The following is a 22463-nucleotide window of genomic DNA, read 5'->3' on the forward strand; positions in this document are numbered from 1 at the left end:
AATGCGGGCTGTCGACGACTGCACAGGCCGGACTCCGTCGGTTCTTCGCCGCGACCGCTGTGACGAGGATCGATACATGGCACTAGCTGATGTTCCTGACCCGAAACCGGGGCATAAGGCGCACATCTGCCCCTGTGGAGTCCGCCGGGTCCGAGGCAGGTGGCGCTTCCCCAGTCATGCCGCAGGTGTGCACATCACCGGCCGGCAGATCGCCCTGCGCGCACTGCTCGGCCCGTACCAGGCAATGACGCGGATCAGTATCGACGGTGCGGCCCCGTCACGATCACGGTGTCGGTGTACAAGAACCAGGCGAGTCAGGGCCACGACATCTCTCTGGACGCCGTCGAAGGGAAGCGCTGAGGCGTGTCGTCACACTTCCGTCGTGGCCCTGACTGTTTTCAGCGGTCATGGACCGACCGAGGCCGTTGTCAGCCGCGAGTGACCTGCAGGCTGTACGTGACCTCCGCGTCGGGCATGATGCCGTTGTTGCGCGCGGTGATCGTGAACCGCTTGGTGCCCGGGGCGGTGGGGACTCCGGTGATGCCGCCGGTGTCCTTGTTCAGGCTCAGTCCGGCGGGCAGCGCGCCGGATGTGACCTCGTACCGGACCGTCCGGGGCGAGCTGGAGGTGACCTTGAACGCGTACAGCTCACCCACGCGGCCGTCGGCCGGCTCCGGTGTCGTGAAACCGGGCTTCGGCGCCTGCACCGGCTGAGCCTGGCCGACCGGACTGCCGGACGAGTCCAGCTCCTGCAGCGACCACTCCTTCCCATCCGTCATCTCGCTCAGGTGCCAGTTCTTCTTCTCGTCGGTCATGAGCTGCTGCTGGGCAGGCGTGAAGGCGCCGGCCTCGATGGCGGAGTTCCAGATCCGTACCGCGGTGAGGACCGCCGCGGTGTTGGATCCCTTGGCGAGACTGTCCGTGCTCGTCTCGAACCAGCCGAAGTTCGCGCCGATCGACGCGCCGAGGGCCAGGTTGTGCTCGACGCCGAGCGTGCTCGTGCCCCCGCCGATCGGCAGTGAACCGCCCATGGCGGGCAGGAAGTTGGCCCGGTAGAAGTTGTTGTTCCTGGTCACCTGCGCGTAGTTGGAATCGGACCAGCCGATGCCGCCCCAGCTGATCCGCGACTGGGCGAACCACGAGTTGGACGACGGGTTGGAGGCCTCGCAGATGAAGCCGTCCCGGGAGTCGAGCCGGCGGTAGATCCCGTTGACCAGGTGAGCGAAGCCCTGGCCGCGCCAGCCGCTCCAGGACACCTCCTCCAGTCCGTCGTAGGAGATGCTCCGCACACCGGTGGTGTTGGCCATGGTGGCAAGACGGGTGGCGATCTCGTCGATGACCGGCAGGTCGCCTCGCGCTCCGCCGTACTGGTTCTCGCTGACCCGGGTGGCGTCGGCCCCGGCGGGGTGGGCCGCCGCGGCCGATCCCCACTGCGCCCGACTGACGCCGGTGAACTGCCACTCGCCGGCGCCGGCCTGCGTCACACCGGAGTATGTGAGGAACTCGTCGCCGATGCGCAGCCGTCGGCCGATGACGTGACCGCCGCCGCCGCCGCCGGAGTCTCCGTCGGCGTACAGGGTCGTGTCCGACGCGGCCAGAGCGCGGGTCAGCTTCACGGTCGCGCCGACCGTGAACCGCTTGTCGGCCGGTGCGGGAGAGATGTACGGGTCATTGGCCTGGATGAAGTTGGACAGGGTGTGCACGCCGACCCGCATGCCGCCCGCGGCGGCGGTCGCCACCAGTTGAGCCGCGGCGGCGTCCGAGCCGCCGAAGCCGCTGTTGAACTGGTAGTGCCCCGTCGACTTCCAGGGACCGGCGGCGCCCTGCACGGAGTAGACGTTCTTGATGCCCGCCTGCTTCGCGAACCTCATGGCGTCGGAGAGGTTCGAGGTGCCGAGGGACGACAGAGCCAGGAACGGCTGCCGGGTCGCCCGGGCCGTCTTCTGCCACTGCCCGTCGATGGTCGGGTACGGCAGGTGCTCGCCCTGCGCGATCTGGCTGAGCACGGTGAGCACGAGATCAGGGGTGCTGCCGTACACAGCCAGTTTCGATCCGAGGATCCGGCCTTCGAAGCCCGGCAGCGGACCGATCCGGATGCCGTCCTCGCGGGTCCGTACGGTGCTGTAGTCGTAGGAGTAGGCGCGCAGAATGCTGCCCCACGACGTCTTCGCCGCGGCGCCCCACTCGTTCTGCGTTCCGGCCTCCCCGTACGGCTTCGACTTCACCTCCGAGCCGAACCCGTACGCGTCGAACTCCTTGGGCCAGCCGCCGACGGTCTTGTCGTTGAGCGGGGTGATGCCGAGGGCGAAGCCGCTGTCGCGGACCACACCGACGGCCTCGCCGACGGTGTCGGTGACGCTGGTGGTCAGCGGCCCCCACAGCAGGGTCCGCACGTCCACGCCCGGCGGGGCGTCCAGACCGACGACCTCAAGCGTCGCGTACGTCGCGTGGTTGACGACCTCGACCTCGACCGTCGCCCGGCCGCCGCTGAACACCAGCACGTGCCGGTCCCGCCGGGAGACCTTCACCTGGGTGGGGACGTCCTGCTCTCCGTCGCCCAGGACGACGGACACCAGGGGGAGCGACTTGCCCGCCGACAGATGGTCGGTTCCCGTGCGTATGTCCTTCAGTTCGACGACCCGGCCCGTCGGGTCGAGACCCAACGACAGGAATCCCGCCCTGATCCGCAACGGGCGGCCGGCCTGTTCCGTGAACGCCGGCCCTGCTGCTGCCGGCTGAGCGAGGGCCGGTGTCGCGATCAGCGCCAGCGAACTGACGCCGCCGGCGATCAGGAAGTTTCTTCTGTCCACGATTCCTCCAAATCGGCATGTGTCGATATGTCTCGTGTTCTACGTGGAGGGTGCAATCGGTTGTGCAGTGGTGTCGGCCGGCGTCGTCACCGATGAAGGCCACGACGCCGGCCGGTCTCCATGTCGCCTATCTCCCGTTGATGGCTACCTCGAGCAGGTCGGTCGTCGACCCGTTCGAGCCGTCGTCGAACGCCAACTTCACGTACTGGGCCTGCGCGGTGAGGGGGTACTGGTTGTTGAACCCGAAATAGGCAGTACCCGTCGGGCCGTCGACACCAGTGGTGTCAGTCCAGGTCACGCCGTCGACACTGGTTTGGATCTTGATTGTCCTGGGCGTATTGAGGTACTTCTGATCCAGCGTGTTGAAGTTGATGTCGATGTTCGCGATATCCGACTTCGCGGGCAGCTTGAATTGAATCCAAGCCTTTTCGCTTCCTGGCACCGACCACTTCGACTGATCGAAGTGGTCGCCATCGACGAGCCTGCCGTCGGTGAGGTTCGACAACGCATCCTGCCCCTGGCCGGCCGTGATTTCGGCGCCCTTTGCGAGGTTCCGGTACGGCAGCAGGCCCATGAAGACCCTGTTTGTTCGGTAGGTCCTACCGTCCAGTGTCACGTCTGCCCAGACGACCCCTCTCGTGGGTGCCTCGACCTGTGGGGTGATGATCTTGTTCCCCTTGAACGTGAACGTGTCCACTTCCTTGATGGCGACCGGCTTGTATTTGTCACCGCCGGCCAGATCGACGATTCCGCCATGCCATTCGATCTGAGCCGCGTCCAATCCGATGGGCCCGCCCGAGGTCGACCCGCCTTGTATCTCGTACGTGAGCCCGTCGTTCAGGCCGAACTCGCCGTAGGCCTCTTTCCCTTCCACCGACAACGACGCACCGAGCATGCCGGCGGCATGGACGAGGCCATCCTTGACCGTCACCTTCAGCACGCCCTGCTTGGTCACGCCCTCATAAGTGCCTCGGACCGTGATGCTCGTCGTGCCGTCCGACACCGGATGCACGATTCCACCGGGGCGAACCTTCGCTGTCTCAGGGTTCGCGCTGCTGTAGGTAACGCCCGAAAGCTTGGCTTTCAGTGCGGGATACGCCATGTAGCCCTCGGCCTTGACCTTCAGCACCTTCGGCGCCAACTGCTCACCGGTGACGTCGATGTCGGTCAGCTTGTACTTGCGCTCAGGATTGTCCGTCACGATCTTGACGATCGTGTCGATCGGGTCTTCCTTCACATCGGCCAGGTCGATGGTCAGGCTGTCGCCCTTCTGACTGAACGACGTGACCGGGACGTCGCTGTTCAGCCATCTCACCGACTTCACCCGATCCTTGACCGGACGAATGGTCAGGGGCTTGTCGGTGATCGCGTCGAAGCCCTTCTTGCCGTCCGGCCCCTTCACGATGTGCAGATAGATGTTGTTGTCCCTGGCGGTCGCATATCCCCATTGCGGGCCGGTCGTGCTGTTGGGGAAAGCGAACTTCTCGTAGTTTCCTCGTCCATCGTCTTCGTAGCCGGCGTCCGCCAGGAAGTACGGCGCCGTGCCCGTCGTGGACTCGTGTCTCTCCGGACCGTGATCCGGAGCGAACCAGTTGGTGAGGTTCTCTCTTACGTCGATGAACTCCTGGACGGCCTTCGGGTATCTCGTGGCGATTTCCTGGGGAGAGTCCCAGTTCGGTCCCCGGCTGTCGAGAACCGATTGATCATTGTTGTCGACATAGCCCCGACCGGCATTCATCACCATCTCTTTGGTGACCTGCCTGAAGTCGTCGCGCTTTCCGTAGTACGGGGAGAGCATGTTCTTGGTGTGGATCATCTTCCACGGTTCCATGGGGGTCCGCTTGAGAAGATGGTCCTTCCCCGTATTGGCGTAGATGCCCGACGCCTCGCTTGTTCTCACATCCGGATCACCGTACTCTGCCCCCTGGGCATTTGAGTCCACGATGATCTCATCGCTGTGGTCGCGTACCGCGCTGTACATCGCGTCGTAGTTGGCATTGGGCATTGCCTGTGGGCCATCGAAGTACAGGTAGTCCGGAGAGTAACGCTTGATAAGATCCTCCACATTCTGCACGAACACATCAGTGGAGTAATGCTGCAAGCCGCCGCCCTCGGTAGCGTAGTACAGGCCGAATTTCATGCCGTACCGCTTTACTGCCTGTTCATACGGCTTCAACCCGTCCACTACTTTGCCGTTCTCGTCCTTGGGGAGGTACTCCGCCCTGATGTGCTTCGGATCGGCAAATTTTGACGGCCAGAAGTAGTTCTGCTGCAGGGATTCGACCGAAACCAGCGAGTGTCCTTCGTGCTTCGCTCTCGCTGCCCATTGATCAACGGAGTAGTTGGGATCCACGAAGTAGTTGTACGTCGGGGTGGAATGAGTCAGTGCGCTGACCCTGCCCTCCTCGAACCACTTGTTCGGACGTTCCTTCACCGTGATGGTGAAGTCTTTTGAGGCAGTACTCCCTTCCTTGTCGGCCACCTGGACGGTGAAGTGGTAGTCGCCTGGTTCGGTGTTGACGCCAACGATGCCTTTGGTGCTGTTCAGATCGACTTTCCCGTCGACCAGTCCATCCGCGATGGAGCCATCAGGGTTCAGCGCCAGGCCATCAGGCAACTTCCCTTCGATGATCTTCCAGGTATAGCCCGGCGCGCCACCGGCAGCCATGAACTGGAAAGCCGAAGCGCTGACGCCGTACTTGTTGTTGGACGCCGACTTGTTCCAGACGTACGGCCATTCCTTGTAGCCGGTGGGCATGCTGTTCTTCGGAAGCGGAGCGTGGATCGCATCGTCGGTCGAAAGTCCTTGCGACACGATCTGCAGACTCCCCGACGACCCTGTCACGGAATTGATCAGGCCATCGATCTTGTTGCCGTTCTGGTCCGCCACCCGGCCGTAGAACCCGAGAAAGGCGACGTTCTGATCCTTGGCTATCGGCACACCGTTTGAATTCACGTTCTCCGTGTAGGTGTGCTTGATCTGAATCATCAGCTTGTTCCAGCCTGCGTGCAGCTGGACGGCTTGCTTCGTCAGATCCTTTTGCACCTCCACCGGGGTGCTCGGGTTCGTCAGGCAGCTGTCGTTCGCATACAGCCGGTACGAACCGCTCGCACCGACATTGAGATATGCCTGCTGCTCGACCGGGCTGTAGACGTACGTGTGTGCATACACGTACTTGTTCCTCGTATCGACACCCTTCTTGACGGAGTAATACCCGTAAAGATCCTGGTAGTCGTCGTAGTTCCGGTTATAGATGCGGTCGTCGAAGTACTCCCACTTTCTGCTTTCGTTGCCGAAGCTCAATGAATCGCCGACCTTCGGAGTGATCTCCGCCTTCCCGTCGACCGGGGTCTTCGAGCCATCGGCTTCACATTCATATTGCTTGTCGACCACCGGCGAATCGAATGGGCCCGAGACCAGCCAGGAGTTGATGAACTGAGCGTTCCCGGGCACCTGCTGCGCGGACGCCTTTTTCGTTGCGGATACACCGAACAGGAGTGATGCGACGATCACCACCCCCAAGAAGGAAGCGATCTTTCTATAGCTGTTACTCACTGTCGAGTGGCCCTCTCTCATTAGCGCGACTACTCCGTGCTCGGTAGAGGTTGTGCAGTGGTGCCGACCGGCGCCGTCACCGGCCGGCACCGCGGCTCAGCGGCGCAGCAGGTTCGTCGCCGGGCTCGCGGCCCGGACCTCGAGGCGCCGGAGCGAATAGCCGAAGGACGACGTGCGCTTGATGCCCTGCATGCGGATGTACCGGCCCGACACGGGAGCGAAGGTGAGGTCGTCCACGCGGGCGCCTGCGGGCTTGTCCCGGACGGCGGCGGCTGTCTTCCAGTTCGTCCCGTCGTCGGAGACCTGGATGTCGTAGTCCTTTCCGGACGCCGTCTCCCAGTCGAGCAGGACGCGGCGGACCGTCTGTACCTGGCCCAGGTCCACCTGAATCCATTCGCCGTCACGGTAGGTGCTGGCCCAGCGGCTCACCGGGTCACCGTCGGTGGCGTTCTCCGGTCCCAGGCTGGGCACTTCGGACGACGACGCGGTGGTCGGCCGGTGCAGCGCCAGATCCGCTGCGTCGAAGACGCGCATGCTCCACAGCGCGAAGCCGTCCTGCTTGCGGGCCGCTTCGGTGCCGACGAGACGCACGTACCGGGCGGTGACCGGCTCGAAGGTGAGCGTGTCGGATCCCGCGGACGCGCGGTCCGTGCGGCGGGCGACCGTGGTCCAGGTCGTGCCGTCGCCGGACACCTGGATCGCGTAGTCACGGCCGTGTGCGGGCGCCCAGTCCAGGTCGGCCTTGGTGACGGTCTGGGGGCGGCCAAAGTCCACGCGGAGCCAGGCGTGATCTCCCGGGCCGCTCTGCCACTTGGTGGTGCTCACCCCGTCGAACGCCGCGTCGGCCGTGCCCGCGGACGCGGACGCCGGCTTGCCCGCACTCAGCTCACTGTTGGCCGGGGTGGCGAGTGTCGTGGCGACCTCGGTCAGCCCCGTACCCACGCCGAGCTTGCGCACGGCCGACATGAAATCGCTGTACGGGACACCCGAGTTGGCGCCGCTCCATATCTTCTGCGCGAGGACGCCGAAGGTGGGCTCGACCAGCTCGTGCACGTCGAGTTCGGTGTAGCTGGACTTGGTCAGGTCGTTCCACACCGAGGACATGGCGCCGAGGAGTTGGGGGTCCTTCGGTGCGACGCTCTGGCCGTCGGGGAAGACGTTGGGTTCCCAGTTGTCGTAGAGGTACTTACCGTCCAGGCCGTGGCCGTGGTAGTAGCTCGCGAACGGGACGATGTAGAGCAGGGCGTCGTTGGTGTTGATGAACGAATAGCCGTCCTTCTCGGCGGCCTGCGGGCCGTACCACGAGTTGTTCCAGCTGTTGAGGGTGACGTCGCGGTCGAAGCCCTCGGTGTTGGACGTCATCAGGGACAGGCTGCCCCAGGCGCGCGGATGCTTGCCGAGCGTGCGGATGTGGGCGGCGATCTCGTTGAAGTAGCTCTTGTAGCGGGGCTTGTCCGACCGGTATTCGTCGGCGCCGAAGTGCACGTCCGGGCCGCGGAACCACGGCGTGAACTCGTCGAACACCGACTTCATGAACGCGGTGGTCTCCGGCTCGGACAGGTCCAGGTGGTCGGAATCGCCGTTGTTGAGGCCCAGGGACGGCTTGAACCGGATGAACGCGAGCGAATGGGCGGGGGCGTCGAACTCGGGGACGAGGGTGACGCCGTTGGCGGCGGCGGTGTCCTCGAAGGAGTCCCAGTCGTGCCGATCGTACGCCCCGTCCTTCGAGGCCAGGCCGGACAGCGCGGGGTTGTCGGTCTTGAGCCGGAAGCCGGCCTGGGCCTCGCTCCAGGGCCGGTCGCCCTTGAACCCGTTGTCGTTGAGGTGGATCTGGAACTCGTTGAGCTTGAACCAGCCCATGAGGCGGATGTAGTCGCGGATGAAGTCCGCGGTGAAGAAGCGCCGCCCGACATCCAGCGTGAAGCCCCGCACCTTGTAGTTCGGCCAGTCCACGGCGGTGCCCACGGGGACGGAGTCACGGCCGTCGTCGAGCAGCAGGATCTGCAGGAGCGTACGGGTGCCGTAGAAGACGCCCTTCGCGGTCGGCGCGGTGATCCGCACGTTCTCGCCGGAGACCGTGAAGGTGTAGCCCTCTTCCTTGAACCGGGTGCTGTCCACCGCTTCGGGCAGGGTGGGATCGACCGAAAGCACGATGTCGCCGCTGTGCGGGTGGCGCGGCGACAGGGCCGGCTTGCGCCCCGTGACCTGCTCGATCTCGTCGGGGAGGTTGGCGAGTTGATCGCGGAGACGGTCGCGGTGCGCTCCGGCGAACACGATGCGGCTGTGCCGGCTCAGCTCGAAGAATCCGGTGCGGCCCTGCCACTTCTGGAGGGCGGGCACCACTGCGGGTTCTGCGTTGACCGGGTCGGGGGCGGCGCTCGCCGGTGTGGCGGGAGCCGCGAGGGCGAGCAAGGAGACCATTAGCGCGAGAAGGCACAGCAGCTGTCTTGGACGCACTCTCATGTGAAACTCCAAGCGTTCTCGATGGATTCGTTCCTGGAGGTTCGTGCGGGTGACGCGACGGGGAGCAGGTGCCGGCCGTGCCGTGCCCGACCGAGGCCGGGGCACGGCACGGCAGCGGTCACGGCCGGGTCGTCATCTTGTAGGTGGTCTTCGCGTCGGCGATGATCCCGCCGTTCCTTGCTGTGATGGTGAAATTGCTGGTGCCGGTGGCGGTCGGGATTCCGGTGATGCCACCGGTGTCCTGGTTGAGGGTCAGGCCGCGCGGGAGCCGGCCGTCGGTGACCTCGTAGCGGATGGTCCGCGGAGTCGTCGAGGTCACCTTGAAGGCGTACAGCTTTCCGACCCGGGCGTCCGTCGGCTCCGAGGTGGCGAAGCCCGGCGTCGGGGCCTTGATCGACTGCGGGTCACCGATCGGCTGACCGGACGTGTCCATCTCCTGCAGCGTCCACTCGGCGTCCGGCGTGACCTCGCTCAGGTGCCAGTGCCTGCTCGCGACGCCCAGTTGCTTCTTCTGCTCGGCAGTGAACGCGCCGGATGCGCGCGCGGACTCCCACATCCGGACGGCGGCGAGCAGCACGGCGGTGTTCTGCCCGGACTGGAGGCTGCTCACGCTGGTCTCGAAGTTGATGCCGGCGTCGAGGGATGCCGCGTGCGCCAGGGTGTCCTCGATCTTCTGCAGGGCGTCGCCGCCCGAGAGCCCCTGCTGGCCCATCATCCCGGGCAGGTAGTTCGCCCGGTAGAAGGTGTTGCTGCGGATGATCTGGGCGTAGCTCGTGGGGCCGATCTCACCCCAGCTCGCCCTGGACTGGGCGTCCCAGGTGTTCGACGCGAGGTTGCTGCACTCGGTGATGAAGTTCTTGGTGGTGACCTGCCGGTGGACGCCGTTGACGAGCCGTGCGAAGCCGTAGCCGCCCCAGCCGTTGTAGCCGGTGCCTTCCAGCCCGTCGTAGGACGTGGCGTGGACGCCGCTTGTGTTGTAGGCGGTGGCCAGCCGGGTCGCGATCTCGTCGGTGATCGGCAGACCGGCCAGCGCGCCGCCGTAGCCGTTCTGGATGAGCCGGGCGACGGTGGCACCGGCCGGGTAGTCCTTGGCGACCGAGGACCACTGTGCCCGGCTCAGGCCGCTGACCTGCCATTCGGTGTTGCTGACCTTGGTGACGGAGCCGTAGGTGATGAACTCGTCGCCGATGCGCATCCGTTGACCGTCGACGCCGGAGGCCAGCAGGCCGTTGGCATCCACGTACAGCGTGGTGTCCGACCCGGCCAGCGGGCGGGTGAGCCGGGCGGAGCCGCCCACCGCGAGCCGTGGATCGGCCGGCGCCTTCATGTACGGGTCGTTGGCGTCGATGAAGGTGGACAGGGTGTGCACCCCGACCTCGATGCCCTCCTTCGCCGCGGCGGCCACCAACTGGGCGGCCGCAGCGTCCGATCCGCCGAAGGAGCCGTTGAACTGGTAGTGCCCGTGCGACACCCACGGCCCGTTGCCGCTGATGGCGTAGATGTTCCGCACCCCGGCCTGCGCGGCAAGCTTGGCGGCCGCTGTGACGGTGCCCGTGTTGAGGTCGTGGACCCAGAAGTGGGTCTGCGAGGTGCGCTGGGCCGCCTTCTGCCACTGGCCGTCCAGGGTGGGGTACGCCTGGTCGTGCTCCTTGGCGATCTGGCTGAGCACGGTCAGGGCGAGATCCGGCGCACTGCCGAACAGGGCGATCTTCGACCCGACGATCCGGCCCTCGGGCGCGGGCAGCGGGCCGAGCGGGATCTCGTAACCGTTGGTGCGCTGCCGGACCCGTGCCTTGCTGTAGTCGTAGGTGGTGGCGCGCAGGACGCTGCCCCACGTGGTCTTCGCGGCGACGTTGCTCGCCAGCCACTCGTCCTTCACACCGGTCTGCAGGCCGTACGGATTCCATACGAGGTCAGGACCGAACCCGTACGCCAGATGCTCGTTCGGCCACCCGCCCACCGTCTTGTCGTTCAGCGGCCGGACCCCCATGACGAAATCGGAGTCGGCGACCACACCGACCGTCTCGCCGATGGTGTCGTCGAGCGTCGTCGGCAGCGGACCCCACAGCAGCGTCTGCACATCCACACCCGAGGCGGCCGTCAGGCCGACGACTTCAAGTGTGGAATGCGTGGGAAACCCGACGGCCTCTACCTGGATCGTCACGCTCTCGCCGACGAACTCCAGGACCTGCCGGTGGTACGCCCGGTCACTCGACACGACCCGCACCTTCGCGGGAACCACGTGCTTGCCGTCGGCCACCACGCTGACCAGCGGCACAGGGGTGTCCTTGGCCAGGTGGTCGGTGCCGTCACGCAGGTCCACCAGGCTGTCCACGTACCCGGAGCCGCTGATGCCCACCGACAGGAAGCCCGCCCCGATCCGCAGCGACGAGGACATCTTGGTCCTGGCTGTTCGCGCGGCATGCGCGGGTCCGGCGGCCATGGCCACGGCCGTGGCCGAACTCAAGCCGCTGGCAACCAGAAAGCGACGCCTGTCCACATGTCCTCCTAGGTGAAGTGACTCTCGATGACGCGCGGGATCGCTGATCAACTGCCCGCGAACAGCTCATAGGGGCGCAAGGCCGGCAAACGTCGAGCGACGAACGAAGTCACCTGGATAGTTCGTATTCTTCAACGAAGATGGTTCGCGCTGTTCCGAGGAGCGGGATCGGCGGACGGCCGTGAACCGGAGAGTCCATAGGCCTGCCCGTGCAGGGAAGTGCGCTTGCTTCTCCTGTGTAACTACCGCAGCACAAGTGCGGTCTAGCGTGCACGGCACGGAAGTGGCCGTCAAGGCTTAGTTCGGATCTATTCCCGATGGCGCGGGTGCTCCGTAGGGCGGTCCGGGCACCCCTGTACGGGCGGCCCGGGAGGTATCTTGGGGGCCCAGCACTTGGTATTTCGTGACGGCATGCATCGGATACATGGAGCAACATGACTGGATCTTCCCGGCCCGCGTCCGCGTCCGCGGCATCGGAGACGGAGACTGAGGCGGCTCCCTACCGCCCCGGCTACGAGGTCGCGGCGGAGCGCATCCTGGAGTACGTCGCCCGGCAGGGGATGGGGCCCGGCGACCGGCTGCCGACGGAGAAGGATCTGGCGGCCGAAGTGGACATGAGCAGGACGGTGGTGCGAGAGGGCGTCAAGATCCTCTCGGCCCTCGGGAGGCTCTCGGTGGAGAAGGGGCGCGGCATCTTCGTGGCGCATCCCAGGAACGACCTGTGGTCCGACACGTTCTCCCGGTTCCTGCCGACCGACCCGAGCCGCGTCGGTGAACTGTTCGAGTTCCGGCGCTTCACCGAGGCCGAGACCAGCGGGCTCGCGGCCGCGCGGGCCACACCGGTTCAGCTCAGGGCGATCCGCGAGGCGGCGCAGCGCTCGGCGGAGGCCGCCGAGCGCGACGACCACGAGTCGTTCGGCCGGGCCGATGCGGAGTTCCATCAGGCGATCGGCGCGGCAGCGGGGAACGCGTTCCTCTCCAGCCTGGTCGACGCGATCCAGCGGCTGCAGCGACAGGTCACCATCGTGGCCCTGGCCGACTCCGCACCGGGATCACTCGCCGGGGCCGCGGAGCAGCACCTGGCGATCCTGGAAGCGATCGGGGCCGGTGAGCAGGAACAGGCCGCCGCCCTGATGGCCCGCCATATCGACACGACGGAACTCCAGGTCCAGCGAGAGATCCGCAATCGCATTTTCGCCGCTCCCGCCGCTCCTGCCGGCCGGGACGGGGCGTGACCGCGGACGACAGCCTCGATCAGTAGCGCCCCGCCGCCCCGCCCCGCCGCCCACACCGGAAACGACCGGATGACGGGGCGACGGGGCGGTCGAAGCATGCCGAGGTCGTGAACCGCGCCACCGACGCGTCTCGTTCCCGCGAAGCGAATCCGTAGGGCCGGCGAAACTCTAACGGCATGTATCAGATCTATTGCCTCCCTGGTTCAGGGAATAACTCCGTCTCATCTCTTGACATGCCGTCGCGCGCGGACTTCCATACCCCAAGGTGCCCTGACGGGCGAACGCTGAGGGGAAGCGGTCGCCCCCGAGAGCAGCAGGACTCTGGGAAGAGTCTGGACCATGTGACGGATTCGGTGGACGGTCGGCAGCGGGATTCCCTCTCTCGTCTCGGTACGAACAAGACAGCGACTCGGTACCGCCCCCCGGACAACGACGGGTAGGGGAAGTTGGACATGATGCGCAATCCGATACTCACGAGAACCGCCGCCCTCGCAGGTGCTCTCCTCCTGACCGGGTGCACGGCCGGCAGTTCCGGTACGAGTGCGTCCAAGGGCGACGGCGACAAGGTCACCCTGACCTTCCTCACCTTCGAAACGCCCAACCTGGACGCGAAGTACTGGGACGCCGCGATTGCCCGCGCCTCGGCGAAGGTGCCCGGGGTGACGATCAAGAAGCTCGTGTCGCCCAGCGCCGACCGCACCGGGTACGCGAAGCAGCTCGACAGCACGGGTCAGTTCCCGGACGTCATGATCGGCCTGAACCCCGCCGGATTCGCCGAGGCGGGCAAGCTGTCACCGTGGACGGACAAGGAACTCGCGACGTACGAGAACCCCCGCGCCAACACCTATGACGGCAAGGTCTACCAGCTGCCCTACGCCGCCCAGACGACGCTCGTTTACTACAACAAGAAGGACTTCGCGGCCGCCGGAATCGACACACCGCCCCACACCTACCGTGAACTGCTCGACGACAGCGCCAAGTTGAAGAAGAAGGGCATCAACCCCTTCGTGGTCGGCGGTGGCGGCAAGGATTCCTGGGCCGACATGTTCCCGCTGATCTGCACGGTGGCCACCGACGTCTACAAGAAGACGCCGGATTGGCTGTCCCAGCGCACCAAGGACAAGGTCAAGTTCACCGACCCGGCGTTCGTCGCCGCCGCCCAGAAGGTCGCCGGCCTAGCGGACAAGGGATACATCGACCGCGCCGGCCTTTCCCGCTCCTACGCGGACACCGAACAGGCCTTCCGTGACGGAAAGGGCGCGATGTATCCGATGGGCAGCTGGTTCTCCGCCTCGGCCGACGCGAAGAAGCCGGACTTCGACACGGGCGTCTTCGCATGGCCCACGGACCAAGGGGCCCCGGCACTCCCGGGCGTCCTAGGCGGCGGGATGACGGTGAGCTCCAAGGCGTCCGATGTTCCCCTGGCCAAGAAGTGGGCCAATGCCTTCATGGAGGACCAGAAGAACCTGGACGCCGCCGTCAAGGCCGACGGGCTCATCATCGACATCAAGGGCTACAGCCCGCCCAGCACCATGGGTCCCGTCTACAAGAAGACCGTAGCGGCGTATCGGCAGGCCCAGAAGGACGACGGGATCGTCAACTCGTTCTCCCAGGAGACCGGTGACGGTTCCCTGCCGCCCGGCCTGGCCGACAAGGCCGCGGCCGGCGTCCAGAATCTCCTCGGCGGCCGCATGACAGCCCGCCAGTTCGGTGCCTACATGGACGAGCAGTGGGACAAGGCCACCCGATAATGCGCATACGTACCCTGACTCGGCCGGAGGGTTCCGCTGCCGCGCCCGAGGCGCATGACACGGCAGCGATCCGATCACAGGACACCCCCGCGCGGCGGCCGTCGCGACCGTCCCGGCGCTTCCGGCCGAACGGCGGACCGGGCCGCTTCGCTCTCTTCGCGGCTCCCGGACTACTCGCCTACCTGGCCCTCGTCCTGGTGCCGATCGGCATGACCGCCGGCTACAGCCTCACCAACAAGAACCCCTTCAACCCGCCGACCCGGTGGGTGGGCCTGTCCAACCTCACGAGCCTGTTCTCCGACGGCGATTTCCTCAAAGCACTGCAGAACACCGTCGTCATCACCGTGATCGTGACGCTGGTGACCAACGCCGGCGGCCTGGCGATCGCCCTGCTGCTCGACCGGCGCGGCTGGCTGTACAACGCTCTGCGCAGCGTGTTCTTCTTACCGGTCGTGCTGAGCGCCGTGGTGGTCAGCGTCATCTGGCAGGCGATCCTCGTCGACGACGGCCTGCTCAACTCCATGCTGAGACAGCTGGGGGTGAGCCATCCGCCGGGCTGGCTCTCCGACCCGAGCCTCGCCCTCTACACGGTCTCGTGGGTCATCGCCTGGCAGGGGCTCGGCTTCTGCGTGGTGATCTACCTGGCCGGACTGCAGGGCATCCCACAGGAGTTGCACGAAGCGGCGGCCATCGACGGCTGCGGACCACTGATGCGGTTCCGCCACGTCACCTGGCCAATGCTGGCACCCGCCGTCACCATCAACACGGTCATGTCACTGATCGGCGGATTCAAGGCCTACGACCAGATCCAGGTGCTCACCAACGGCGGCCCCGGCCCCGGCACCACATCCACCCTCGCCTTCCAGGTGATCCAGACCGCGTTCAACGGCAACCACGTCGGCTACGCCTCCGCGATGGCCGTGGCGATGCTGATCCTGGTCGCGACCGTCTCCGTGATCGCGCTCGGGTGGCTGCAGAAACGCGAGGTGTCCGCATGAGCACGAACACGAAGATGAACCCGGACCTGAACGCGAGCATGAACAGGGGTGGAACAAGGGCGTGGATACGTCCGGTCGTCGCGCTCCTCGCCGGCCTGCTGTTCTTCCTGCCGATCTACCTCGTGCTGGTCAACGTGTTCAAGGACGGTTCGGCGATCGTGTCGAACCCGGTCGGCCTCCCGGTCCCACCGACCCTGGACAACATCCAGAGCGTGCTGTCGCGCCCTGACCACCTCTTCTGGTACGGGCTGGTCAACAGCACGGAGGTCACCGTGATCTCCATCCTCGTCATCACCGCGATCTCCGCCATGCTCGGCCACTACCTGGCCCGGTCGACCGGCTTCCTGTCCAAGGTCATCATGGTCGTCCTGCTCTGCGGTCTCATGGTGCCACCCGCGGTGATTCTCACCCCGATCACCGAAGTCCTGCGCACGCTGGGGCTGATGAGCAGCGTGCCCGGACTGGTCCTGGCGTACGTCGGCTACTACATGCCGTTCGGGGTGTTCGTCTTCGCGGGCTTCGCCAAGACGATCCCCCGAGAGCTCGAAGAAGCCGCGGCGATCGACGGCGCCGGAGCGTTCCGCGCCTTCTGGCAGGTGGTCTTCCCGCTGATGCGGCCGGCCTCGGCCAGCGTGGTGATCTTCCTCGGCGTCTGGATCTGGAACGACTTCCTCAACCCGCTGATCGTCCTGGGCCCGGCGGCAGGCACCACAGTGACCGTCGGCATCTACCGTGCCATCGGCGAACACCAGGCGGACTTCGGCTCGGTCTTCGCCTTCATGTTCCTGGCGACACTGCCCATTCTCGTCTTCTACCTGGCCTTCCAGAAGCAGTTCGTCAAGGGCCTCACAGGAGGAGCGACGAAGGGTTGACCGGCCGGCACCGGGGCGGGTCCGCGCAATCCCCCGCCCCGGTTGTCCCATGCCGTGCGACCGGGTCCCGAACGAGAGGCACACCTGAACTCATGCGCACCACCACACGGGTCGGTCAACTCACCCTGGGAGCAGCCGCATTGGGCAACCTGTTCCATCCGGTCAGCGACGAGGACGCGGCCGCCACCGTCGAGACAGCCTGGGCCTGCGGCATCCGCGCGTTCGACACCGCTCCGCACTACGGACTCGGCCTGTCCGAGCGCCGGCTGGGGGACGCACTGCGCACTCGGCCACGTGCGCAGTTCACGCTGTCCACCAAGGTCGGCCGCCTGCTGCGCGCACGCGCCGGGCTGCCCGGCGACGACCTGGCGAACGGCTTCGCCGTCCCGGCCACCCACGAACGAGTGTGGGACTTCAGCGCCCGCGGTGTACGCACCAGCGTCGAGGAGAGCCTCGCCCGGCTCGGCCTGGATCGCGTGGACACCGTCTACCTGCACGACCCGGACAGCCACGAGCGCGAGGCCTTCGACTGCGCCTACCCCGAGCTGGAGCGGATGCGTGCCGAGGGCATGGTCGGCGCGATCGGCGTCGGCATGAATCAGACCGCGATGCCGACACGCTTCGTCCGCGAATCCGACATCGACGTGGTCCTGCTGGCCGGCCGCTACTCCCTGCTCGACCAGAGCGCTCTGGCCGCACTGCTGCCGCTGGCGGCGCAACGCGGAGTGTCCGTGCTGGTCGGCGGGGTGTTCAACTCGGGCCTCCTCGCCGATCCCCAGCCGGGCGCGACCTTCGACTACGCACCGGCCCCGGCACACCTGCTGGACCGGGCGCTGGCTCTGCGCACGCTGTGCGAGACCTTCGGGGTTCCGCTGCGGGCTGCCGCCCTGCAATTCCCGCTGGAGCACCCGGCGGTCGCCGGTGTGTTGCTCGGGGCACGCAGCGCCGCCGAGGTGACGGATGCCACCGCGATGATCAGCCACCCCGTCCCCGAGGAGATGTGGCTCGCCCTGCGTGCCCAGGGTCTGCTGCCACCGGGCGCGCCGGTGCCTGTACCGACATCGACCTGAAGCTCAATTCGCTGGAACACGCACACAAGGATGGTTGCAGAATGCTTGACAGGAGAAACTGCCTTTCTTTGTTGGCGGCCGCCGGAGTCGGAGCGAAGATCGCTCTCGAACCCACCGTCTCGCGAGCCCAACCACTCGGCGCAGGGGTTGCCGGAGCCAGTGGCCAGGCTGCGGAACTCAGCCGTGCTCTGCGCGAGTTGCACGGCTCCCTCCTGGTGTCGATTCGGGAATATGACGGCACGACGCTGCGCCGGGCCCAGCAATTCGACGGCGACCTGCTGACCGACGGACCGCGACAGTGGCAACTGAAGTGGGATACGCGGCGGGTACCCGATGGTCACGGGTGGGAGGTCGCCCTGACCTGCACCCTGGAGAAGGGGACGGCGGAACAGACCGCAATCTCCGTTGATTTCCCATTCGAGAGCTGGGAGACCGCCAACTACGTGATGATTCCCGGAATCATCTACAACGGCAATCGCTATCGCGCCATCGGCAACGGATACAATCCGGACTATCCGGCCGACATGTACTACAACCCACAGACGCCGCTGACGATATCGAACAACCCGCGACTGGCCGTCGATGCCGCGGCGCCTTCGCGGATCGAGCTGGCGACGTTCAGTACTGCCGCCCCGGCGATGAGCTTCTTCTCGCCCAAGTTCAAAAAGGGATGGATCGTCCTCACCGAGCAGGGAACCCGCCTGGGCAACAGTGGACTCTCGATTGAGGAGAGTGCAGGCAGGGAAAGCTGTGAATTCAGCATCTCGGCACCGGTTGTGCGCCGGCAGGTGGCCGGTTTCGGCGATTTCCGGACGAGCGATGACAGGGCGTCGGACTGGGCTCCCGGTGCCGCGGTTTCGATTCGCTTCCAGGTTTTCACATTCGATGCCGACGGAATTCCGGCAGTCCTGCAAAAATTCATGGATGTGCGAAAGTCGCTCACCGGCCCCACCATGCCTCGCAACCTCCTTCCGATGAGTAAGCTGGCGGAGCTCGGCACCAACATCTGTCGAGGCAATTTCACAGAGACCAAGGCGGGCCGCTACTACCTTCCAGAAAACTCCAGGCACTTTCAACTGGGTTGGGTGAGCGGAATGATCAACACTTACCCCATGTTGGCTCTGAATGACCCAACGGAACGGGGCAGGGTCTCCGATGAGCTTGACTTCATCTGTTCCCGCATGAAGGGGCGGAGCGGATTCTTCTACGGCTTCATCAGCGAAGATGGTGAGATCCTCTCAGAGAAGGCCCACCCCGACTTTCCGGCGGTGCAGGCGATGGTACGCAAGAACGGAGACGTGCTCTTCTGGCTGATCAAGCATGTGATGCTTCTGAAGGCGCAAGAGCACGGCGACACCGTCAAGGAATCCTGGGAACTGGCCGCAGGTGGTCTGGCCGAAGCATTCACCCACGCCTGGCGAAAGCACGGAGAATTCGGTCAGTACATCGTGCCCGAAACAGGCGAAATCGCCGTGTACAACTCGACGGCCGGCGCCATCGCTCCGGCCGGGCTCGCCCTGGCGGCTGAATACTTCCACCGTCCGGACTGGTTGGCCGTGGCCGAGGAAGCAGCCGAATTCTACTATGAGCGTGACGTCAAGTCCCGTGGATTCACCAGCGGAGCGTGCGCGGATATTTCACAGGATGCTGACTCCGAAACAGCGTTTGGTCTCCTGGAGTCATTCATGGCGCTGTACCAGTACACCGGAAAGAAGATATGGCTGAATCGCGCGAAGGTCCAGGCTGCTCTGTGCTCGTCCTGGACTCTTGCGTACGATCCGCTGTTTCCGGTAGGCAGTGATATCGCGCGGCTGGAGGGAAGGATGGCGGGCGCCGTTTGGGCAAGCAGCCAGAACAAACATGCCGCACCCGGTGTCTGTACGTCCTCCGCCGACCACCTGTTCAAGCTGTATCGAGCTACTGGGGACAAGAAGTACGCTGAGCTCATCAGCGATATCCAGCATGCGCATGCCGAGGCCGTCAACATGCCAGGGCACATAACCACCGACTACCTCATCGGTTCGAGCATGGAGCGGATCCAGCCCAGCGATGCCGAGGGTAAGGATGCCGTCGGTGATTTCATCAGGACGAGAAACTCATGGACCGAGACCAATGGTGTCTTGATGGCACTCGAACTTCCCGGGATCTACGTCCGGCCCGGGGAAGGAATTCTCATTCCCTTTGATCATGTAGAGGCCGAGCATGTCAGCGAGAGCCATCAGGCAGCCGTAGTCCGCTTGACCAACAACACGGCCTACGCGGCACAGGTGTCGGTACTGGCGGAAACGGCCCGCCAAGCGGCTCGCCCCCTTGGGTACACGGCTTTCCTCGACTGGCCGGAGGTCGAAGTCCCGGCGGGCGGGGCGGTCACTGTGCGGATCACGAGGAAGGGCAAGGTCGCACGTCAGGCCTGATCCGGCTGAGCCTGTCCCCGTCTACGGTCTGTGACCCGCGGCAGGCAAACGGCGGAGGGGGCGGACGCAGCTGCGTCCGCCCCCTCCGCCGTTTGCCCCTGATGTCACTCGAGATGGAAGACCTCTTCGGCAGGTGCCCACCACTCGCCGTCGCCGACGCTGTCCAGTGGCTGCTGGCAGGGGTCGGTACGGGCCCACCAGTCCCGAGTGACCGGGCACTCGGCGATGAGCGCGGTGTCGGCCGCGTAGTCCTCGCCGCTGTACTCGAGGTAGCTGAAAAGAAGCCCGTCACGCAGGAAGATCGAGTAGTTGCCGATGTGGGCGCGCTTGAGGGTCGCGAGGACCTCGGGCCAGGCCGCCGCGTGCAAGGCGCGGTATTCCGCCTCGAGTTCCCCACGCAGACGTATGACCGAGGCGTAGCGTTGCACGGGCATGGTGTGGCTCCTTCCACGAGGCGCTGAGGCGTTGAGAAGTTGAGACGAACCTGAGTCATCATCAAGAACGTGCCGGAGCCGCCCTGTCGGTTCGATCGGAAGTCGTCACCAGCCCGGCTGATCGAAGCCGATGCCGGGGGCCGTCGGCGCCCGCACCAGCCCGTCGGCGCCGACCGCCGGCTCGCGCTGTGCGGGGTTGGTGTACACGAGGGACTCGTAGTAGGTGGTGTTGGGGATCGCCATGCACAGGTGGGCGTTGACCACTCCGCTGCCGTGCACCTCGGCCCGCAGGTTGTAGCTCTCGGCCAGGTGCGCGATGCGCAGGGCTCCGGTGATCCCGCCTTTGAGCTGCGCGCTGGTGCGGACCCGGCTCGCCGCGCCCGCCATGATGAAGTCACCAGCGTTGAAATGCGCGCCGTCGGAGGTCTCCGCGACCAGCAGCGGAATGTCGACCTGTTCTGCCAGCCACCGGTGGGCGGTCACGCTGAACTCGCGCATCGGCTCCTCGTACCACAGGTAGTCCGCCTCGGACAGTGCGCGGCCGAGGTACACCGAGTCCGCGAGGTCGAACCCGGCCGAGCCGTCGTACATGAGTGGGACGTCGTCACCGACGTGGGCCCGCAGCTTCTGGCACAGGTCCGCGTCGGCTCGCGGGTCTCCCCACGCGTGCAGCTTGATGGCGGAGTAGCCGAGCTCCAGACACTGGTCGGCCACATCGAGGTACTCCTCGACGCTGCCGAAGGTGACCGTGCTCGCGTAGGCGGGGATGGCCTCGCGGTAGGGGCCGAGCAGCCGGTGGACCGGCTGCCCGGCCGCGAGGCCGGCCAGGTCCCACAGCGCTACGTCGACCAGGCCGAGCGCGTAGATGGGGAGCTCCTCTATGCGGTCCAGCTCCCACAGGCGGTGCCACAGCAGCTCGCGCATCAGCGGGTCGCGGCCGAGCAGGTCCTCACGTATACGGCGGTTCACCAGATCGGCGACGATCAGCCCACGTCTCGTGTGCGCCTCGCCCACCAGGCCTTCGTCCGTGTGGACCCGCAGGATCCCGCCCACGACCGCCGGTTCCGAACCGGGCAGCCCTGCCCGCCACCGGAAGGGCGGCTGAGCGGGCAGATCGACCAGTTCCACAGTCACGTCGGTGATTCGCATGGGTGTCCTTCATGGGTGGTGGTGTGGGGTTCAGGCGTTGGGGTGGCCCGGGGCGATGCGGTGCCGGATCTCTCGTTGGAACTGGTGGGTGGTCCGGTCGATGTGGTGGGCCATGAGGGTGTGCGCGTGCGTGGGTTCGCCGGTGGCGACGGCGTGGGCGATGGCTTCGTGCTGGGCGGCGGCATCGCGCAGGGAGCCGCCCGCGAGGCCGGCCAGTCCTATGGCGGTGACCTGGTGTTGCAGGCGACGCAGGGTGTCGATGGTGGCGGCGAAGAAGGCGTTGTTGGTGGCTGTGGCGATGGCGGTGTGGAAGGTGTCGTCGGCGTGGCTGAAGGCGTCGATGTCGTCCTGCCGGGCGGCCCGGGTGGACTGATTGGCGGCCGCGCGGACGGCTTTGACCTGGGCGGGGGTGGCGCGTTCGGCGGCCAGGCGGGCGGTGGTGGTTTCCAAGTGGCGCCGGAATTCGAAGAGTTCGTCGACCTGACGCAGATCGGCGGGCAGGAAATGGGTCAGGGAGTGTTGCCAGGAGGACTGGTCGGGCTGGGCGACGTAGATGCCGCGGCCCTTGTGCACGGACAGCCGGCCCAGCGCGGAGAGGATCTTCACCGCCTCGCGGACCACGGTCCGACTCATCCCCACCCGGTCGGCCAGGTCCTGCTCGGTGGGCAGCCGGGCGCCGGGCCCCAGGCCGGCCAGGACGAGGTACTCGAGGATGCGTTCGGCCGCGACCTCGTAGCCGGGACGGTAACCGGCCCCGTCGCCCGGGGGTTGCGGCGCGGGTGCGGTGCTGCGGGCTGCGCTGGTCAACGGCGCTCCCCTTTCGCGTCGATCCACTTCTCCGTCGATCCATGTCACGGCGGTCCGGACAGTACGGCGGTCCACGTCGGGCGTGAGCTCGCCGAGCGACGCAGAGACGCACCATTTGCAATATGTTTCTGATACATCAGCCAATCCGGGGTCAGTGAATCACATTCAAACTCTTGACGCCAGGATCCGGTGAGCTCAGACTCGTTCCGTCGCGCACCGACCGCCTCACCCCACCTCTCACCGGGGCAACATCCTTCTCCGCCCGGCCGCAGCACCCCCGAGAGCGCGGCCGCCCTGGCGGTCAGCACCATCCCGACCCCCTCAGAATCAAGACAATCTCACCATGCAACCGGATATGTTCCAGATCTATCATCCGGTCGTCCTCGCCCTGCTGGGGTCGAAAC

General features: G+C 65.8%; 13 protein-coding genes. 6 read left to right on the forward strand and 7 right to left on the reverse strand.

The window, feature by feature from the left end:
* Window positions 1–428 precede the first annotated feature (428 nt).
* The 4 genes from OH735_RS01705 to OH735_RS01720 all read right to left on the reverse strand — a co-directional run bounded on the left by OH735_RS01705 (window position 429) and on the right by OH735_RS01720 (window position 11272).
* Window positions 429–2810: an Ig domain-containing protein gene (locus tag OH735_RS01705; protein WP_406378805.1), complete on the reverse strand. Its 2382-nt coding sequence runs from the start codon at window positions 2808–2810 to the stop codon at window positions 429–431.
* A gap of 127 nt (window positions 2811–2937) precedes the next feature.
* Window positions 2938–6327: a putative Ig domain-containing protein gene (locus tag OH735_RS01710; protein ID WP_406378807.1), complete on the reverse strand. Its 3390-nt coding sequence runs from the start codon at window positions 6325–6327 to the stop codon at window positions 2938–2940.
* A 135-nt stretch (window positions 6328–6462) separates the two neighbouring features.
* Complete coding sequence (locus OH735_RS01715; RefSeq protein ID WP_406378809.1) at window positions 6463–8829, reverse strand: discoidin domain-containing protein; 2367 nt, start codon at window positions 8827–8829, stop codon at window positions 6463–6465.
* Between the two features lie 118 nt (window positions 8830–8947).
* On the reverse strand, window positions 8948–11272 hold the full coding sequence (locus OH735_RS01720; RefSeq protein ID WP_406378811.1) for an Ig domain-containing protein: 2325 nt from the start codon (window positions 11270–11272) through the stop codon (window positions 8948–8950).
* 491 nt (window positions 11273–11763) lie between these two features.
* Here OH735_RS01720 and OH735_RS01725 point away from each other — a divergent pair, with 491 nt between their 5' ends.
* The 6 genes from OH735_RS01725 to OH735_RS01750 all read left to right on the forward strand — a co-directional run bounded on the left by OH735_RS01725 (window position 11764) and on the right by OH735_RS01750 (window position 19669).
* Window positions 11764–12564, forward strand: a complete 801-nt coding sequence (locus OH735_RS01725) for a FadR/GntR family transcriptional regulator (RefSeq protein ID WP_037692222.1) — start codon at window positions 11764–11766, stop codon at window positions 12562–12564.
* A 452-nt stretch (window positions 12565–13016) separates the two neighbouring features.
* Window positions 13017–14315, forward strand: a complete 1299-nt coding sequence (locus OH735_RS01730) for an ABC transporter substrate-binding protein (protein WP_406378813.1) — start codon at window positions 13017–13019, stop codon at window positions 14313–14315.
* Window positions 14315–15313, forward strand: a complete 999-nt coding sequence (locus OH735_RS01735) for a carbohydrate ABC transporter permease (RefSeq protein WP_406378815.1) — start codon at window positions 14315–14317, stop codon at window positions 15311–15313. The genes OH735_RS01730 and OH735_RS01735 overlap by 1 nt, the downstream gene beginning before the upstream one ends.
* A gap of 38 nt (window positions 15314–15351) precedes the next feature.
* On the forward strand, window positions 15352–16185 hold the full coding sequence (locus OH735_RS01740; protein WP_317862217.1) for a carbohydrate ABC transporter permease: 834 nt from the start codon (window positions 15352–15354) through the stop codon (window positions 16183–16185).
* Between the two features lie 92 nt (window positions 16186–16277).
* Entirely contained in the window at window positions 16278–17255 is a 978-nt protein-coding gene (locus OH735_RS01745; protein WP_406378817.1) for an aldo/keto reductase, read from the forward strand.
* A 41-nt stretch (window positions 17256–17296) separates the two neighbouring features.
* Window positions 17297–19669 (forward strand): hypothetical protein, encoded by a 2373-nt coding sequence (locus OH735_RS01750; RefSeq protein ID WP_406378818.1) that lies wholly within the window; start codon window positions 17297–17299, stop codon window positions 19667–19669.
* A 104-nt stretch (window positions 19670–19773) separates the two neighbouring features.
* On the opposite strand, the gene OH735_RS01755 is transcribed toward OH735_RS01750, so the two are convergent.
* From OH735_RS01755 to OH735_RS01765, 3 genes are all read right to left on the reverse strand, one after another.
* On the reverse strand, window positions 19774–20103 hold the full coding sequence (locus tag OH735_RS01755; protein WP_406378820.1) for an L-rhamnose mutarotase: 330 nt from the start codon (window positions 20101–20103) through the stop codon (window positions 19774–19776).
* A gap of 105 nt (window positions 20104–20208) precedes the next feature.
* Window positions 20209–21252, reverse strand: coding sequence for an enolase C-terminal domain-like protein (locus tag OH735_RS01760; RefSeq protein WP_406378822.1), 1044 nt, complete (start codon window positions 21250–21252; stop codon window positions 20209–20211).
* A gap of 30 nt (window positions 21253–21282) precedes the next feature.
* On the reverse strand, window positions 21283–22059 hold the full coding sequence (locus tag OH735_RS01765; protein ID WP_406378824.1) for a FadR/GntR family transcriptional regulator: 777 nt from the start codon (window positions 22057–22059) through the stop codon (window positions 21283–21285).
* Between the last annotated feature and the right edge of the window lie 404 nt (window positions 22060–22463).

The sequence above is a fragment of the Streptomyces sp. NBC_01618 genome (assembly GCF_045209435.1).
Taxonomy (GTDB): Bacteria; Actinomycetota; Actinomycetes; order Streptomycetales; family Streptomycetaceae; genus Streptomyces.